Genomic DNA, 16,311 nt, shown 5'->3' on the forward strand with positions numbered 1-16,311 from the left:
AGCGTCAAGAGGTCCAGACCTCATGGGTTCGGGGCGGCTTCAGCCCTACTCCTGGAGGCCCAACTCCTGTGCCAGTACGGCCGCTTGGACCCGGCTGCGCAGCTCCAGCTTCCCCAGCAGCCTGCTGACGTGCGTCTTCACCGTGGCCTCCGCCATCTCCAGACGCCCCGCGATCTCCGCGTTCGACAACCCTTCGCCCAGGCAGCCCAGCACCTCCCGCTCCCGCCGGGTCAGGGACGCCACCGCCGCCGCCGTCTCCGGCGGGGTCGGCGGCCGTACCGCCCGCGGCGCCGCGAACTCCGCGATCAGCCGCCGGGTCACCGCCGGGGCGATCAGGCCCTCCCCGCGCGCGACCGTCCGTACCGCCGCGATCAGCTCCGCCGCGTCCGCGTTCTTCAGCAGGAAGCCCGCCGCGCCGGCGCGCAGCGCCCCGAACACGTACTCGTCCAGGTCGAAGGTGGTCAGCACCAGGACGTCCGCCAGGCCCTCCGCGACCACCTGGCGGGTGGCCGAGACCCCGTCGAGCCTCGGCATCTGCACGTCCATGAGGACCAAGTCCGGCCGCAACTCCCGGGCCAGGCGCACCGCCTCCTCGCCGTCCGCCGCCTCGCCGACCACCTCGATGTCGCCCGCGCTGCGCAGGATCAGCACCAGGCCCGCCCGTACCGCGCTCTGGTCCTCGGCCACCAGGACCCTGACGCCCCGCCCGTTCATCCGGACACCGCCCTCTCCTCGGCGGGCAGCGAGGCCCGCACCTGCCAAACCGTTCCCGCCGCGCCCGCCGCGAACTCCCCGCCCAGCAGCTCGGCGCGCTCGCGCATGCCGATCAGGCCCGCCCCGGAGCCGGGCGCGCGGGGGCCCGGCCGGTCCCCGTACGGCGAGTCCACCCGTACGGTCAGCAGCCCCCCGGCGCGTGCCACCTCGACCCGGACCGCGCCCGGCGCGGCGTGCTTGAGGGCGTTGGTCAGCGACTCCTGGACGATGCGGTACGCCGCCAGCTCCACCGGCGCCGGCAGCGGCTCCCCGGGCGGCCTGCGGTCGTCCAGTACGAAGTCCAGGCCGCTGGCGCAGCCGTTGGTACGGGCCTGGGCGATCAGGCTGTCGAGCCCGTCCAGCGAGGGCACGGCCCCGGCCTCCGGCCCGGCCCCGGCCTCCCTCAGCAGTCCGATCAGACGGCGCATTTCGGCCAGCCCCTGCACGCTGTTCTCGCGGATCACCCCGAGCGCCTCGCGGCTGGTGGCGGGGGAGTCGATGGACAGCGCGGCGGTGGAGTGGATCGCGATGGCCGACAGGTGGTTCGCCACCATGTCGTGCAGCTCCCGCGCCATCCGGGCGCGCTCGGCGGCCACTGCCTGGGCCCGGTCCATCTCGGCCAGCAGCGTGGTCTGCTCGGCGCGCAGCCGGGCGGCGTCGGCGGCCTCGCGGTGATTGCGCAGGGTGGCGCCGGTCAGGGCCGGGCCGAAGGTCACGATGCCGGTGATCACGCCGATCAGCAGTGACTGCGGGGTGCGCAGCCAGGCCACGGCCGCGATCGTGACGGCGACGGTGAGCAGGCCCGTGGCGACTGGGAGTACGCGGGCCAGCGCGGGTTTGCCGTAGACGACGGCCGCGTACATCAGGTCGGTGAAGATCACGACGGTGGCCAGATTTCCCACCGTGAACTGGTCGGCGATCAGGCAGGCGGCGCCGACGGGCAGCGTCACGGCGGGCGCGGTGCGGCGCAGCAGCTCCATCGACCCGATGACCGTGAGCGGGACCAGGGCGGCCCAGTCGGGGAGGGAGTCCCGGGCGCCGTTGTTGTGGACGCCCAGGGACCACAGCAGCGCGCCCGCGAGCACGCTGAACACGGCGAGCAGGACGTCGTCGCGGTGGGGGCGCAGGCTCTCGCGGATCACGGTCCCATCCAACACCGTGGGGCGCGGCGCGGCCTCGACGCCGGGGCGGAGGCCGCGGGGCGCCGCAGTACATCGAAGGGTGCAGTCACGGTTCGTCACCGGTGACGACGATCCGGCCGGAATCGGACGGGACGCTGGACGAGGAAGTCAGAGAACCGACCGATACCGAGTGAACGGAGAGACCCGTGCTCGTCGCCCTGATCCTGATCTGTGAGATCGCCTTCTGGGTGCTGCTGGCCGGCGGACTCGCCCTGCGCTACCTCGCGAAGATGCCGAGGCTGGGCGCGGCGGTCCTGCTGTGCGAGCCGCTGCTGGAGCTGGTGCTGCTGGTGGTCACGACCCTGGACCTCAAGAACGGCGGGGAGCCGAGCTGGAAGCACGGCCTCGCCGCCCTGTACATCGGCTACACCGTGGGTTTCGGCCACTACACCGTGAAGTGGCTCGACGCTCACGCCGCGTACCGCTTCGCCGGCGGGCCGAAGCCGGCCGGCGCCGGGTACGGCAAGGCGCGGGCCGTCCACGAATGGAAGCTGTGGGGCCGGACCGTGCTCGCGGCGGCGGTCGCGACGGGGCTGCTCCAGGCCGCGATCTGGTACGTCGGCGACGCGGCCGACACGGGCTCGCTCCAGTCCTGGCAGTACGCCGCGCTGCGGGTGGTCGCCATCCACGCCGTCATCGCCGCGACGTACTCGATCTGGCCGCGCAAGGCCCCGGCGGGCGCGGACGCGCAGGACCGCGCCGACGAGCCGGTGAAGCGGTAGCGGACCCGGTGCTCGCCCAGTGCTGTGGCCGGAAAGGTTCACCGGGTCGCGGCGCCCCGGCAAGCCTTTCCGGCCACAGCACTAGCGCTCGCCGCCCGGCACCCAGAGCACGTCCCCGACCTCCTTGTTGGCCGTACGCGCCAGGATGAACAGGAGGTCGGAGAGCCGGTTCAGGTAGGTCGCGGTCAGCGGGTTCATCACCTCGCCGTGCACCTCCAGCGCCGCCCACGTCGAGCGCTCGGCCCGCCGGACCACCGTGCAGGCCTGGTGCAGCAGGGCGGCGCCGGGCGTTCCGCCGGGGAGGATGAAGCTGCGCAGCTTCTCCAGCTCCTCGTTGAAGCGGTCGCAGTCCGCCTCCAGCTTGTCCACGTAGAACTGCTCGACGCGCAGCGGCGGGTACTCCGGCTCCTCGACCACCGGGGTGCACAGGTCCGCGCCGACGTCGAACAGGTCGTTCTGCACCCGGACCAGGACCTTGACGACATCGGCCGGCAGCGAGCCGAGCGCGATCGCCGTCCCGATGGCCGCGTTCGCCTCGTTGGCGTCGGCGTAGGCGGAGATCCGCAGGTCGGTCTTGGCCGTACGGCTCATGTCGCCGAGCGCGGTCGTGCCCTTGTCGCCGGTGCGGGTGTAGATGCGCGTGAGGTTCACCATGCGGCCAGAGTAGTGAGGCCCGCCGGGAAATCGCACGCGGTGCCGCCTCCGTCGCGCTGGACGAGTTCCGGGACGATCCGCACCATCCGGGCGAGTCGTGGCCCGTCGAGGAGGACGCACAGGTGCGAGACCGCGCCTCGGGCACGCCGAGACGGCGGCGCGCGAGGCGGCGCGACTGCGGGCGATCGAGGCGGGGTTGACGGACGCGGACGGCTGAGCCGTACCAGTGTGATGTCCGTCATCTGAGACGTGACGCGTGTTACTTCAGGGTCACACTGCCGTCCCCGGGCGCTAGTCTCCGGCCGAGAGGCTACGAGACTGGGCCGTTTTGAAGAACGTGGGGTGTGCAGTGGCTGGGAAGCTCGCCGTCATCGGTGCCGGACTGATGGGTTCCGGGATCGCGCAGGTCTCCGCTCAGGCGGGTTGGGACGTCGTGCTGCGCGATGTCACCGACGCCGCGCTGACCCGGGGTACGGACGGAATCAAGGCCTCGTACGACAAGTTCGTCTCCAAGGGCAAGATGACGGCCGAGGACGCGGAGGCCGCGCTCGCCCGCATCTCCACGACCACCGACCTCGACGCGGTCGCCGACGTCGACATCGTCGTCGAGGCCGTCTTCGAGAAGCTCGAGGTCAAGCACGAGATCTTCCGCACGCTCGACAAGCTCGTCCGCGAGGACGCGATCCTGGCGTCCAACACCTCCGCCATCCCGATCACCAAGATCGCGGCCGTGACGGAGCGTCCGGAGCGGGTCGTCGGCGCGCACTTCTTCTCGCCCGTCCCGATGATGCAGCTGTGCGAGCTGGTGCGCGGCTACAAGACGAGCGACGAAACCCTCGCCACCACGCGGGCGTTCGCCGAGTCCGTCGGCAAGACCTGCATCGTCGTCAACCGCGACGTCGCCGGCTTCGTGACGACCCGTCTGATCTCCGCGCTGGTCGTCGAGGCCGCGAAGCTGTACGAATCGGGCGTCGCCTCCGCCGAGGACATCGACATCGCCTGCAAGCTGGGCTTCGGCCACGCGATGGGGCCGCTGGCCACCGCCGACCTCACCGGCGTCGACATCCTGCTGCACGCCACCAGCAACATCTACACCGAGTCGCAGGACGAGAAGTTCGCGCCGCCGGAGCTCATGCGCCGCATGGTCGACGCGGGCGACATCGGCCGCAAGAGCGGCCAGGGCTTCTACAAGCACTGAGCACCAGTTCGAACGCCCGCACCCCATGGGGTGAATTAGGTATCGGTTCGCTCACGGTCGGCAACTTCACCGCCCCGGAGGCAGTCAGTTGCAGTGAGAGTTGCCGACCACGGACCAATCGGACCATACGTACGCGGGACTGCCGGGAGTACACATGCACATCAGGGGCGACCACGCCGAACTCGCTGTCGGGGGCCGCCTCGACGTGCGCAGCGCGGCGGACGCCCGTACGGCCCTGCACACCGCCCTCGACGACGGGCGCGGCGACCTCGTGCTGGACCTGACCGGGCTCGACTCCTGGGACGCCACCGGTCTCGGCGTGATCATGGGCGCCCACCGCAGGGCCGGCCGGTCCGGCCGGCGCCTCGTCCTGCGCGGGGTGCCGCCCCAGATGCAGCGGCTCCTCGTCGCCACCCGCCTGCACCGGATCCTCTCGATCGAGGGCGGGCTGGAAGCGGAGTCCCTGCCGCGCGTGTGATCACCGTGTGTGGCCTTGACAGCAGAAACGTAACGGAACGGCCGTTGAGGCCCCCCTGCGGTACCGGCGCGACCGGGCACCGTCTAGGGTCGGGCGGAAAACCGGACCAGTAGCGACTGCGGCGTGTGCGAGCGACGGCCGGGCGGGACGACGGCGGCGACGCGATCGGCGCGATCGGGAGACTGGGTCATGGAGCGTGCACAGGGACAGGCCGATCCGGCGGAACCCCATGCGGGGCCCGCGCGGGTGGTCACGCTGACGGCCGGTGACTTCGCCCTGACGGTGAACCCCGTCGACGGCAGCGAGATCGAGCCGGTTCGCCCCGGCGCGCAGCCCGGCCGGCCCGTCAAGCGCGGCCCGGCCTCCCGCGCCGCGCGCGACACGGCCGCCCGGCCGCCCGTACTCCCCGGAGCCACCGCCTCCACCCGGCTGCTGCCGGCGCGCGAGGAGGAGCGGGAGCGTCTCGTACGCCTCCTCTCGCACGGGCGTTCCGTCCGCCTCACCGGCCCCTCCGGTTCCGGCCGTTCCGTGCTGCTCGACGCGGTCGCCGCCGACTGCGCGGACGTCGCGCCCGACGGGGTCGTACGGCTCTCGGGGTACGGGCAGCAGCAGCCGGGCGAGCTGCTCCACGCGCTGTACGCCGCCGTGTACGAGGCGCCGGACGGTCGGCCCGTACGGCCCGACCGGGAGGAACTGCTCGCCCGGGTGCGGGAGATAGGGGCCGTCGTCCTCCTCGACGACCTGGAGATGGGTGGGAGCGCCCTCGACGAGCTGCTGCGCGCCACCCCCGAATGCGCCTACCTGCTGGCCGCCACCCCGGACACCAAGGCGCCCTCCGACGACTCGCACCTGGAGGAGGTCTTCCTCACGGGCCTCGGGCGGGCCGACTCCGTCGAGTTCCTGGAGGCGGGCGTCGGCCGGGCGCTGACCGAGGAGGAGATCGCCTGGGCGGGGGACCTGCGCTTCGCCTCGGAGGGGTTGCCGCTGCGCTTCGTACAGGCGGCGGCGCTGCTGCGGCAGCGCGACGAGCTCAACGGCTCCTCGGCCGACGATGACGACGACGAGCCCGGGGTGTTCGAGGAGCGCCCGCGGGACGCGGCGTTCGTACCGCTGCCCACGCTCGCCGAGGGCGCGGCCCCGGCGGAGCTGCTGGCCTCGCGGGTGAGCGAGTCGGCGCGGGCGGTCCTGCGGATCGCGTGCGCGCTGGGCGGGGAGCTGCCGCACCACGCGCACCTGCCGGCGCTGGTGGGGGACACCCACGCCGACGCGGCGGTGGCGGAGCTGCTGGGCTGCGGGCTGCTGACGCCGGTCGGGACGCGGTACCGGCTGGCCGCGGGGGTCGCGCGGCAGCTGGAGGAGGTCGGCTACGGGGACCCGGCCGCCGAGGAGGCCCGTACGGCCGCCCGGCACTACGCCTGGTGGACCGGGCACGCCTCGGTGACGCCGGAGCGGGTCGCGGCGGAGGCGGACGCGGTGCTGGCGGCGCTGGTCGGCGCGGACGTGGTCGCGGCGGTGCTACTGGCGCGGACGGCGGCCCCGGCGTTCGCGGCGTCGCTGCACTGGGAGGCGTGGGAGCGGGTGCTGCGGTCCGGGGCGGAGGCCGCGCGGAAGGCGGGCGAGGTCGCGGAGCAGGCGTACTTCCACCACGAGCTGGGCGTACTCGCGCTGTGCGAGGGGCGGCTGGACCGGGCGCGGGCGGAGCTGGAGGCGTCGATCGGGCTGAAGGGGGCGCTGGCCGACAAGCGGGGGACCGTGGCGGGGCGGCGGGCGCTGGCGCTCGTCACCGACCGCGAGGCGGCGGGCGCGGGGGCGGCTTCGCCGCCGTTGCGGTTGGCTCCGCCGGTCGCTCCGCCGGTCGCTCCGCCGGTCGCTCCGCCGGTCGCTCCGCCGGTCGCTCCGCCGGGGGGTGCGTCGGGCGCTGCTGCGTCGGGTGCCCAGGCCGGCCCGGGTGTCCGGGCTCTTCCCGCCGGGGCGGGTGCCCTGGCGGGCCCGGGTGACGTGGGTGCGTCGGGCGCTGCCGCGTCGGGTGTTCAGGCCGGCCCGGGTCTTCAGGCCCTTTCCGCCGGCCCGGGTGGCCTGGCGGGCCCTGGTGGCCTGGGTGCTCCCGGGCTTCCCGCCGGCTCGGGTGCTCCGGGTGGTCCGGCCGGCCCGGGTGGTGTGAAGGGGGCGGAGGCCGTGACGGCCGTGACGGCCGTGGTTCCGGGGGTGCGGCGGGGTGCGCCGGCGAACCTGGCGGAGGTGTTCTCGGAGCCGTTCCCGCTGTCGCTGAAGCCGTCTCCGGCGCCGGCGCTGGCACCGCCGGTCCCCGAGCCGGGGGCGGGGTCCCGGAAGCGGTCGGTGCTGCTGGCGGCGGCCGGGGCGCTGACGGTGGCCGCGCTGGGCACGGTGGTGGCGCTGGCGATGGGCTCCGGGGACGAGGAGACACCGGCGGGGCCGGGGCCGAAGGTGTCGGCGACGACGCCGGACGTTCCGGCGGCGGGTACGGACACGGGTACTTCCGCCGAGCCGGGAGGGAACGATTCTGCCGCGGAGCCGGGGACGGCGGCGGAGGCCGAACCCGGGGACGACGCGGAGCCGGGGGCGTCGACGTCGGGGGAGGGGGCGGCCGCTCCCGCGCCGGGGGTCAGCCGGGGGCCGAGCGCGAAGCCGTCGGGTGGGGGCGGGCCGACTCGGAAGCCGCCGGTGACTCCGCCGAAGACTTCGCCGGTTGCGTCGCCTCCGCAGACGTCGGAGTCCCCGAAGCCGACTCCGACGCAGACCGTCACGCCGACGACCCCGGCCCCGACGACATCGGCCCCGACACCGACCGAGCCCGGGACCGGCACGTAGCCCCTGCGGCGCCGCTGCCGGGGGCGCCGCCCCCGAACCCCCGCGCCTCAAACGCCGGCGGGGCTGGAGTGGGCGGGGCCGGATTTGCCGGGGTGGCGGCGCTGTCGGGGGCCGGCCCCGAGCCCCCGTGCCTTCAAACGCTCGCGCCGCTGGAGCGGGCGGCGCCGGAATCGCCGGCGGGGCTGGAGTGGCCGGGGGCCGGCCCCGAGGCCCCGTGCCTCAAACGCCGGCCGGGCCGGTGAGGCTGAAAATGGGTGGCGGCTGGGGGCGGTGGAGCGGGGTGGTCAGAACAGGCGGAGCTTGTCGTCCTCGATGCCGCGGAGGGCGTTGTAGTCCAGGATGACGCAGTCCATGCCGCGGTCCGTCGCCAGGACGCGGGCCTGGGGCTTGATCTCCTGGGCCGCGAAGACGCCCCGGACCGGGGCCAGGTGCGGGTCGCGGTTGAGGAGTTCCAGGTAGCGGGTCAGCTGCTCGACGCCGTCGATCTCCCCGCGCCGCTTGATCTCCACCGCCACCGTCGCGCCGGAGGCGTCCCGGCACAGGATGTCCACCGGGCCGATCGCCGTCATGTACTCGCGGCGGATCAGCGTGTAGCCCTCGCCCAGCGTGTCGATGCGGTCCGCGAGGAGCTCCTGGAGGTGTGCCTCGACGCCGTCCTTGATGAGGCCCGGGTCGATGCCCAGCTCGTGGGAGGAGTCGTGGAGGACTTCCTCCATGGTGATGATGAGCTTCTCACCCGCCTTGTTGACCACCGTCCACACGCCGGCCTCGTCTCCGCTCCCCTCCTTGAGGGTGCACGGCGGCGACATCCAGTTGAGCGGTTTGTACGCCCGGTCGTCCGCGTGGATCGAGACACTGCCGTCGGCCTTCACGAGGATCAGACGGGGTGCCGAGGGCAGATGGGCGGTGAGCCGACCCGCGTAGTCGACGGAGCAGCGGGCAATGACGAGACGCATGGTCGGCAACGCTACTCGACCGACGGGCCTCCACGCGATTCGCCCCTGAAAGCCCCGTTCGCCGATGGCGCGTTGTATGCGCATTCTCCTGGTGCGGTACCCCCGGGGCGCCTACCGTGGTTAGCGGGAGGTTGCCGAGCGTGCACACTGCGTCGCGGCCTCCCTCCCTGCCCGTAAGACTCCGGCAACCCAGACGGCCGGGGTCACGAGAGGAGAACCCATGTCGCTCGACGTCTCACCGGCCCTACTCGAACAGGCCGAGCGAGGCGAGGTCGACGAAGCCGCCTTCGTCGACTGCGTCCGGACCTCCCTGCCTTACGCATGGGAGATGATCAGCTCGCTGGTGGCCCAGCTCAAGGTGGACGGCGGACAGTTCGCCGACAACCAGACGCCGCCGCCGGACGAGCAGGCGCGCGGCCAGCTGCTGCGCGCTCTCGCCAGTGACGCGATACGCGGGGCGCTGCAGCGGCACTTCGGAGTGCGCCTTGCCTTCCAGAACTGTCACCGGGTGGCGGTGTTCCCGCTGGACTCCTCGGTTGACGACCGGCTGGCGAAGTTCACCTCGATCCGCGGCCAGCTGCTCAACCAGTCGCCCGAACTGCGGGACTGCTAGTCGTACAGGCACAGGTACAGGTACTTCGCTGCCGCTCCGTATCGCGGGAGGTGCGTGTCTGATACCGGAGCGGCAGCCCGGCGCCGGCCTCAGCCGAGGCGGGGGAGGACCTCGGCGCCGAGGCGCCGTACGTTCTCCTCCGTCGCGGCGAGATCGCCCGATCCCTCCGTGAGCAGGGCGAACCTGGTGATGCCGGTACGTTCGGACGTCGCCGCCAGCCGGTCCGCCGCGAGCCGCGGCGTGCCGACGGGGTGCAGCCGGCACAGCAGCTCCGTGTACGCGACCGGGTCGCGCATCGCGCGCTCCCGGCCGTCCACCGTCACATGGGCGTCCAGGCCCACCTTGAACCAGCCCGGCATCGCCTTCAGCAGGGTCTCGCGGGCGTCCGCCGACCGGTCCGCCAGCTGGCAGACGCCCGCCGACACGTGCCCCGGATCGCGCACCAGGTCCGCCGGGTGGCCCGCCGCGAGGGCGGTCCGCCGCCACAGCGCGACCATGCCGGCCTTGTCCTCGTCCCCGCAGTGCATGCCCAGCAGCATCGGCAGCCCCCGCTCGGCTGCCAGTCGTACCGAGCTCGGCGACGTGCACGCGACGATCACTTCCGGCCCAGTCCCGTCACCGTCCAGCGCCTCCGCCGGACGCGGTACGACGGCCACCTCGCGGAACCCGTGCCGCTCGCCGGCGGCCGCCACGCGGGGCTCGGTCAGCCAGCGCCGCAGCAGGTCCAGATCCTCCGGGAAGCCGTTCTCGTACGAGTCGAGGCCGCCCCCGAACACCTCCAGGTCCACCCACGGCCCGCCGCGCCCGACGCCGAGGCTGAAGCGGCCGCCGGAGGTCAGGTGCAGCAGCGCCGCCTGCTCGCCGAGGGCCACCGGATGCGTGTTCGGCAGCACGGTCACCGCAGTGCCGACCCGCAGCCGCCGGGTCCGGCCGAGCAGCAGGGCCGCCAGGGTCACCGCCGAGGGGCAGACCCCGTACGGGACGAAGTGGTGCTCGGCCAGCCAGACCGCGTCCAGTCCGGCCTCCTCGGCCACCTCCGCGGTCCGTACCGCCCGGTGCAGCGGCTCCCCTTGTCCCTGACCCGGGAACTGGGCCGCCAGTACAAACGCTCCTACGCGCATCGCCCTTAGCCTCCTCGTGGCTGACGCGGCCTCCCCCAGGTGGACCGGTTTCCTTACTGGCAACAACGTCTGACACGTGCCAAAGGCACGGCCTGACAGGAAAGTTATTGAGATTGTCGGGCCAGTCCGTTCATTGCCCCGGTCTCTGTCAGCCACCCTGCGGGTACCCGGGCTCGCTGCGCGTAGTCTGGGAGAAAGTCACTTCCGTACGCGCCTTCGTGAGGTATACGTGTCACCGCGCCACAACCGCCCCAGGGGCGGCGGGAATCCAGCCGACCGTTCCGAGTCCGGCTCCGGTCCGGGCCCGGGGCAGGGCGCGGGGGGCATGGACCGGTACGGGCTGGAGCGGACCGAGGAGTACCAGGGCGAGCAGTGGAAGGTCCGGCACGTCGCGGGCGCCAGCGCGGCCGGCAAGCGCTACCGCTGCCCGGGCTGCGACCAGGAGATCCCTTCGGGCACCCCGCACCTGGTGGCCTGGCCCGAGTACGGCGGCGTGGACGACCGGCGGCACTGGCACAAGGCCTGCTGGAACGCGAAGGACCGCCGCACCTCGCGGGTGCAGCGGTCCAGGAACGCGCCGAAGTACTGAGAAGGACGTCCGGGGTCGGCCTACACGTCCCGGCGGCCCACCACCACGTACGAGGCCGCCACCGCGGCGCCGGTCAGCACCAGGATCAGCGTCATCTGCGCCGCGTCGCCCGGCACCGCGCCGAACTCGTCGTTGCCCTTGGCCGCCCCGGTCATGCCGAACAGCTGCATCAGCGCCACCGGGGCGTTGTACTGGAGGAGGGCGTTCCCGATCGCCTTCCCGGCCTCCCAGATGCTGAGCACCGCCCCTATCACCGGCGGCAGCGTGACGAGGCCGATCATCGCGGCGATCGCCCCGGCCGAGTGCCGCAGCAGCGCTCCCAGCGCCAGCGCGAGCACCCCGAGCAGCGTGACGTAGAGGCTGCCGAGCAGCGCGCCCGTCCACTCGGAGGCGCTGTGCGGCCCGGATCCGGGTCCGCTGTGCACGATGGTGGCCGCGAGCGTGACCACGAAGACCGAGGCCGAGGTGGCCAGGAACGCGGTGAACGAGAAGACGATGTACTTCGCGGTGAGCACCCGGTGCCGCTCGGGGGCGGCGGTGAAGGTGGTGCGGATCAGCCCGGTGCCGTGCTCCGAGGTCATGGTCAGCACCCCGAGCACCATCACCGACAGCTGCCCGATCAGCAGGCCGAAGATCGCCGGGGTGGTGAAGGGGATGCTGGAGTAGTCGATGTTGTCGGTCTGGACGACGAAGAGCAGCCCGATGCCGACGACGGTCACCACCAGCAGGCTCAGCGTCCACACCGTGGAGCGGACCGAGGTCAGCTTGGTCCACTCCGAGGCCAGGGCGTGCCCCAGGTGCGGCCGGGTGGTGGGCAGCGGGGAGCTGTAGCCCGGCTGCCGGTCCGCGGTCGTCGTGGGGCCGCTCGTCGCGGGGCCGGTCTTCGCGGGGCCGGTCATCGGGAGTCCTCGGGCTGGGTCGGGGTGGTGTTCTTCGCGGCTCCGGCGAGCTCGCCGGGATCGCTCGGCATCAGGAAGGGCGCTCCGCCCGCTCCGGGCGGGGGAGGCGCGAAGAACCCCGATTTGGGCACCTCGGGGGCGGCCGGCCCGTCCTCCCACTCCGGGACGGTCAGCGGCTCCGGCTCCCACAGCTCCGCCCGCGGGTCGTCGGTGGAGGTGTACTCGACGGAGGACTGGGTCATCCGCATGTACGCCTCCTCCAGCGAGGCCCGGTGCGGGGACAGCTCCCACAGCCGTACGCCGGCCTGGTGCGCCAGGTCGGAGATGGCGGGCAGCTCCAGCCCGGTCACCCGCAGCGCCCCGTCGGGCTCCTGGAGCACCCGGCCGCCCGCCTTGGTCAGGGCGGTACCCAGGGTGTTCCGGCCGTCAGCGTCGGTCTCGGCCGCGCGCACCCGGGCGAATCCGGCCGAGTTGTGCGTGATGAAGTCCTGGGTGCCCATGTCGGCCAGCAGCCGGCCCCGGCCGATCACGATGAGGTGGTCGGCGGTCAGCGCCATCTCGCTCATCAGGTGCGAGGAGACGAAGACGGTCCGGCCCTCGGCGGCGAGCTGCTTCATGAGGTTGCGGACCCAGAGGATGCCCTCAGGGTCGAGGCCGTTGACCGGCTCGTCGAAGAGCAGCACCTGCGGGTCGCCGAGGAGGGCGGTGGCGATGCCGAGCCGCTGGCCCATGCCGAGCGAGAAGCCCTTCGTACGCTGGCGGGCCACGTCCTGGAGGCCGACGACGCCCAGGACCTCGTCGACCCGCTTCTCGGGGATCCCGGAGAGCTGGGCGACCGACAGGAGGTGGGTGCGGGCCCGCCGGCCGCCGTGCACGGCCTTGGCGTCGAGCAGGGCCCCGACGTGCCGCTGGGCGTTCGGAAGGTCCCGGAACGGCGCGCCGTTGATCGTGACATGACCGGAGGTGGGCCGGTCGAGCCCGACGATCATGCGCATGGTGGTGGACTTCCCGGAGCCGTTGGGCCCCAGGAATCCGGTGACGTGACCAGGCCTGACCTGGAAGGACAGCTGGTCGACGGCGGTCTTGGCGCCGAAGCGCTTGGTCAGGCCGACTGCCTCGATCATGGTTCTGCCCCTTACCAGGCCGGGACGACTCTCGCCCGCGTAAGGATTAAGAGGATAACGACTCCCGTGCGGTTCCATCCGGGAGCGATCCCTGAGCTTCCCCTGAGACCGTCCCGGGGATCTCCCGTAGTACGCCGGACGTCCGCCTCAAGGCGGACGCGCCCGCCGCCCGGTCCGTCAGGCGTCCCGGTTCTTGAGGACCAGGTAGCCCCCGAGTACGGAAGCCGCCACCCACAGGACCATGATCCCGAGGCCGCCCCACGGGCCGTACGGCGTCTCGCCTCTGTCCATCGCCCCGGGAACCACCTGCATGATCTTGGAGCCGGCCTGGTCGGGGAGGTACTGGGCGACCTTGCGGGTGGCGGACACCCCGTTGAGGATCCTGGAGATCAGCAGGAAGAACGGGACCAGGATGCAGATCGCCAGCACCGAGCTGCGCAGCATCGTGGCCACGCCCATCGAGAACAGCGCGATCAGCGCCATGTAGAGCCCTGCGCCGATCACGGCGCGCAGGACGCCCTCCTCGCCGATGTCGATGCTGCGCTCGCCCAGGACGGCCTGTCCCAGGAAGAAGGACAGGAAGCTGGTCGCGAGGCCCACGGCCAGCGCCAGCGCGGTGGCGACGGTGAGCTTGCCGAAGAGCAGCTGCGCGCGCTGCGGTACGGCGGCGAGCGAGGTGCGGATCATGCCGGTGCTGTACTCGGTGCCGACCACCAGCACGCCGAAGATGATCATCGCCAGCTGGCCGAGGGTCATGCCGGCGAAACTCGCCAGGGTCGGATCGAAGGTGAGCTGCTGCTGCTTCGGCAAGTCGTCGAAGGTGGCGTTGAAGAGCGCGCAGAGCCCGGAGCTGACCCCGACGGTGACGACCAGGGCGGCGACCAGGGTCCAGGTCGTGGAGGCGACCGTACGGATCTTGGTCCACTCGGAGTTGAGGACGGCGGGGAAAGCGGACATGGTCACTTTCCGCCCTTGCGCGTCGCCTCGAACCCGGCGCCCCAGGCGGGGACGTCGGCCGGCCGGGCCGGATTGTCGGCCGCCATTCCCGCGGGCACGCCGGTGGTGCCCGGAGCGTGGGCGTGGTACTCGACGGAGTCCGCCGTCATGCGCATGAACGCTTCCTCCAGTGAGGCCCGTTGCGGGCTGAGTTCGTGGAGCACGATCTGGTGCCGGGCGGCCAGCTCCCCGAGCCGCTCGGCGGCCACGCCGTCGATCTCCAGGGTGCCGGTGGCCGGGACGCTGATGGCGTCGATTCCCTCCGCGTGCAGCACTCCCTTCAGCCGCTCCAGCTGCGGGGAGCGAACGCGCACGTAACTGCGGGAGTTCCGCTGGATGAAATCGGCCATCGACAAGTCGGCGAGCAGCTTTCCCTGACCGATCACGACCAAATGGTCTGCGGTCAGTGCCATTTCGCTCATCAGGTGAGACGAAACGAAGATCGTCCTTCCCTCTCCTGCCAGCCCTTTCATGAGATTCCTGATCCAGAGAATTCCCTCGGGATCCAGACCATTGACGGGTTCGTCGAACATGAGGATCTCCGGATCACCGAGCAGTGCGGCGGCGATTCCCAGCCGCTGCCCCATGCCGAGCGAAAATCTTTTCGACTTCTGCCGGGCCACGGCCGTCAGACCGACCAGGTCCAGCACCTCGTCGACCCGGCGCGCGGGGATGCGGTTCGCCTGGGCGAGGCAGAGCAGGTTGTTGTACGCGCTGCGGCCGCCGTGCATGGCCTTCGCGTCCAGCAGCGCCCCGATGTACTTCAGGGGCTCCGGCAGGTCCCGGTAGTGCTTCCCGTCGATCCTGACGGTGCCGCTGGTCGGGTTGTCGAGGTCCAGCATCATGCGCATGGTCGTGGACTTGCCGGCCCCGTTGGGGCCGAGGAAGCCGGTGACCACCCCTGGCCGGACCTGGAAGCTGAGGTCGTCCACGGCGAGCTTGGCGCCGAATCGCTTGGTAAGTCCCTCAAGCTCGATCATTGGCTCACGCTAGAACGCCCGAGGGCCCCACGCCACCGCACAACGGGTGGCACGGGGCCCTCGGGCACACTGTTCCGCCGCCGTTCCCCTACCGGAGAGCAGGCACGGCTCGTACGGCTCGAACGACTAGCGGCTCTGCTGCGCCGGAACGCCGCGGGTGACCGGCTCGTCGTCGACGATCGGGTTGGCGGCGGCGACGGCCGCGCCCGTCAGCGTCGCCAGCATCTCGCGGACGTTGGTCAGCTGGGCGTTGATCGAGTCGCGGCGGTTGGTGAGCGCCGCCAGCTCGCGCTCGGACTCGCTGCGGATCCGGTCGGCCTTGGCGTTGGCGTCGGCCACGATGTCCTCGGCCTGGCGCTGCGCGGTCTCCACGGTCTGGCGGGCCCGGCGCTCGGCGTCCGTACGCAGCTTCTCGGCCTCCAGGCGCAGCTGCTCGGCGCGGTGCTCGATCTCCGCGAGGCGCTTCTCGGCCTTGGCCTGGCGGGAGGCGAGGTCACGCTCGGACTGCTCGCGGCGCTTGGCCAGGTTGGTCTCGAAGTCCGCGGCGGCCTGGGCGGCCTTGGCGCGGGTCTCCTCGAAGAGCGCGTCCGCCTCCTCGCGCTTGGAGGCCGCGTCCTTCTGGGCCTCGGAGCGCAGGGTGGCCGAATCGGCCTTGGCCTTCTCGACAATACGGACGCCCTCGTCCTCCGCCTTCGACTTGCGGTCGGCGGCGAACGACTCGGCGTCGTTGCGCACCTGCTGGGCGGCCGACTCGGCGAGCTCACGGTGCTGCTCGGCCGCGCGACGGGCCTCCTCGCGCAGGTCCTTCGCCTCCTCCTCGGCCAGGCGCAGGATCTTCTCGACCCGGGCGCCGAGGCCGGCGTACGACGGCTCGGCGTCGCTCACCTGGGCCTGGGCGTTCTGCGTCTCGAGGTGCAGTTCCTCGATCCGCTTTTCCAGAGAGTTGATACGGCCAAGTGCGCTGTCGCGGTCGGACACCAGCTTGGTAATGCGGTCGTCCACCTGACCGCGGTCGTAACCACGCCGCACGAGCTCGAAGCCGAAGGGGGAGTGAGAGTCGCTCATGGGGTTCCTGTCGAATGAGACCGGTGAGGTGCTACGTGAGGTGTTAGGGGAATCCTAGGCGCCCAGACGGCGTGTCATCGAGTCAATCCCCGTTTGATCTGGACAATGACACCCCTTTTGAGTGGCAAGGCGGCGGAATGCTTGTCACCCGTT

Annotated in this window: 16 protein-coding genes; 6 read left to right on the forward strand and 10 right to left on the reverse strand. The window is 72.2% G+C overall.

The genetic code is table 11. The annotated features are described in order from the left end of the window. Window positions 1–45: 45 nt before the first annotated feature. Window positions 46–714, reverse strand: a complete 669-nt coding sequence (locus OG982_RS21025) for a response regulator transcription factor (RefSeq protein ID WP_266949085.1) — start codon at window positions 712–714, stop codon at window positions 46–48. After that, entirely contained in the window at window positions 711–1,895 is a 1,185-nt protein-coding gene (locus OG982_RS21030; RefSeq protein WP_266949087.1) for a sensor histidine kinase, read from the reverse strand. The genes OG982_RS21025 and OG982_RS21030 overlap by 4 nt, the downstream gene beginning before the upstream one ends. 185 nt (window positions 1,896–2,080) lie before the next feature. Here OG982_RS21030 and OG982_RS21035 point away from each other — a divergent pair, with 185 nt between their 5' ends. Next, the gene (locus OG982_RS21035) at window positions 2,081–2,656 is read left to right on the forward strand and encodes a hypothetical protein (protein ID WP_266784476.1); all 576 of its coding nucleotides are present in this window, start codon (window positions 2,081–2,083) and stop codon (window positions 2,654–2,656) included. A gap of 81 nt (window positions 2,657–2,737) precedes the next feature. On the opposite strand, the gene OG982_RS21040 is transcribed toward OG982_RS21035, so the two are convergent. Next, entirely contained in the window at window positions 2,738–3,310 is a 573-nt protein-coding gene (locus OG982_RS21040; RefSeq protein WP_266784474.1) for a cob(I)yrinic acid a,c-diamide adenosyltransferase, read from the reverse strand. Between the two features lie 349 nt (window positions 3,311–3,659). On the opposite strand from OG982_RS21040, the gene OG982_RS21045 reads away from it, so the two are divergent. The 3 genes from OG982_RS21045 (at window position 3,660) to OG982_RS21055 (ending at window position 7,815) form a co-directional block, all read left to right on the forward strand. Continuing rightward, window positions 3,660–4,508: a 3-hydroxyacyl-CoA dehydrogenase family protein gene (locus OG982_RS21045; protein WP_266784472.1), complete on the forward strand. Its 849-nt coding sequence runs from the start codon at window positions 3,660–3,662 to the stop codon at window positions 4,506–4,508. Between the two features lie 154 nt (window positions 4,509–4,662). Beyond that, on the forward strand, window positions 4,663–4,986 hold the full coding sequence (locus tag OG982_RS21050; RefSeq protein ID WP_266784470.1) for an STAS domain-containing protein: 324 nt from the start codon (window positions 4,663–4,665) through the stop codon (window positions 4,984–4,986). Between the two features lie 189 nt (window positions 4,987–5,175). Beyond that, window positions 5,176–7,815, forward strand: coding sequence for an ATP-binding protein (locus OG982_RS21055; protein WP_266949088.1), 2,640 nt, complete (start codon window positions 5,176–5,178; stop codon window positions 7,813–7,815). Between the two features lie 284 nt (window positions 7,816–8,099). On the opposite strand, the gene nucS is transcribed toward OG982_RS21055, so the two are convergent. Next, window positions 8,100–8,771 carry an endonuclease NucS gene (gene nucS / locus OG982_RS21060; RefSeq protein WP_266784466.1) on the reverse strand — a complete coding sequence of 224 codons (672 nt, stop codon included), beginning with the start codon at window positions 8,769–8,771 and terminating at the stop codon, window positions 8,100–8,102. A 220-nt stretch (window positions 8,772–8,991) separates the two neighbouring features. Between nucS and OG982_RS21065 the strand changes: the two genes are divergently transcribed. After that, window positions 8,992–9,384 carry an SCO5389 family protein gene (locus tag OG982_RS21065; RefSeq protein WP_069921977.1) on the forward strand — a complete coding sequence of 131 codons (393 nt, stop codon included), beginning with the start codon at window positions 8,992–8,994 and terminating at the stop codon, window positions 9,382–9,384. Between the two features lie 89 nt (window positions 9,385–9,473). On the opposite strand, the gene OG982_RS21070 is transcribed toward OG982_RS21065, so the two are convergent. Next, a complete protein-coding gene (locus OG982_RS21070; protein ID WP_266784464.1) occupies window positions 9,474–10,505 on the reverse strand; it encodes an LLM class flavin-dependent oxidoreductase in 1,032 nt (343 codons plus the stop codon). A gap of 229 nt (window positions 10,506–10,734) precedes the next feature. Here OG982_RS21070 and OG982_RS21075 point away from each other — a divergent pair, with 229 nt between their 5' ends. After that, window positions 10,735–11,094 carry an ATP/GTP-binding protein gene (locus OG982_RS21075; RefSeq protein ID WP_266784462.1) on the forward strand — a complete coding sequence of 120 codons (360 nt, stop codon included), beginning with the start codon at window positions 10,735–10,737 and terminating at the stop codon, window positions 11,092–11,094. Between the two features lie 20 nt (window positions 11,095–11,114). Here OG982_RS21075 and OG982_RS21080 read toward each other — a convergent pair whose 3' ends face one another. From OG982_RS21080 to OG982_RS21100, 5 genes are all read right to left on the reverse strand, one after another. Next, window positions 11,115–11,993 (reverse strand): ABC transporter permease, encoded by an 879-nt coding sequence (locus tag OG982_RS21080; RefSeq protein ID WP_266784460.1) that lies wholly within the window; start codon window positions 11,991–11,993, stop codon window positions 11,115–11,117. Continuing rightward, window positions 11,990–13,117: an ABC transporter ATP-binding protein gene (locus OG982_RS21085; RefSeq protein ID WP_266784458.1), complete on the reverse strand. Its 1,128-nt coding sequence runs from the start codon at window positions 13,115–13,117 to the stop codon at window positions 11,990–11,992. The genes OG982_RS21080 and OG982_RS21085 overlap by 4 nt, the downstream gene beginning before the upstream one ends. Before the next feature lie 177 nt (window positions 13,118–13,294). Continuing rightward, the gene (locus OG982_RS21090) at window positions 13,295–14,074 is read right to left on the reverse strand and encodes an ABC transporter permease subunit (RefSeq protein WP_266784456.1); all 780 of its coding nucleotides are present in this window, start codon (window positions 14,072–14,074) and stop codon (window positions 13,295–13,297) included. A gap of 2 nt (window positions 14,075–14,076) precedes the next feature. Continuing rightward, on the reverse strand, window positions 14,077–15,093 hold the full coding sequence (locus OG982_RS21095; protein WP_266784454.1) for an ABC transporter ATP-binding protein: 1,017 nt from the start codon (window positions 15,091–15,093) through the stop codon (window positions 14,077–14,079). Between the two features lie 126 nt (window positions 15,094–15,219). Beyond that, window positions 15,220–16,158, reverse strand: a complete 939-nt coding sequence (locus OG982_RS21100) for a cellulose-binding protein (protein ID WP_008738235.1) — start codon at window positions 16,156–16,158, stop codon at window positions 15,220–15,222. Between the last annotated feature and the right edge of the window lie 153 nt (window positions 16,159–16,311).

It is taken from the genome of Streptomyces sp. NBC_01551 (assembly GCF_026339935.1).
In the GTDB taxonomy this organism is placed as follows: Bacteria; Actinomycetota; Actinomycetes; order Streptomycetales; family Streptomycetaceae; genus Streptomyces.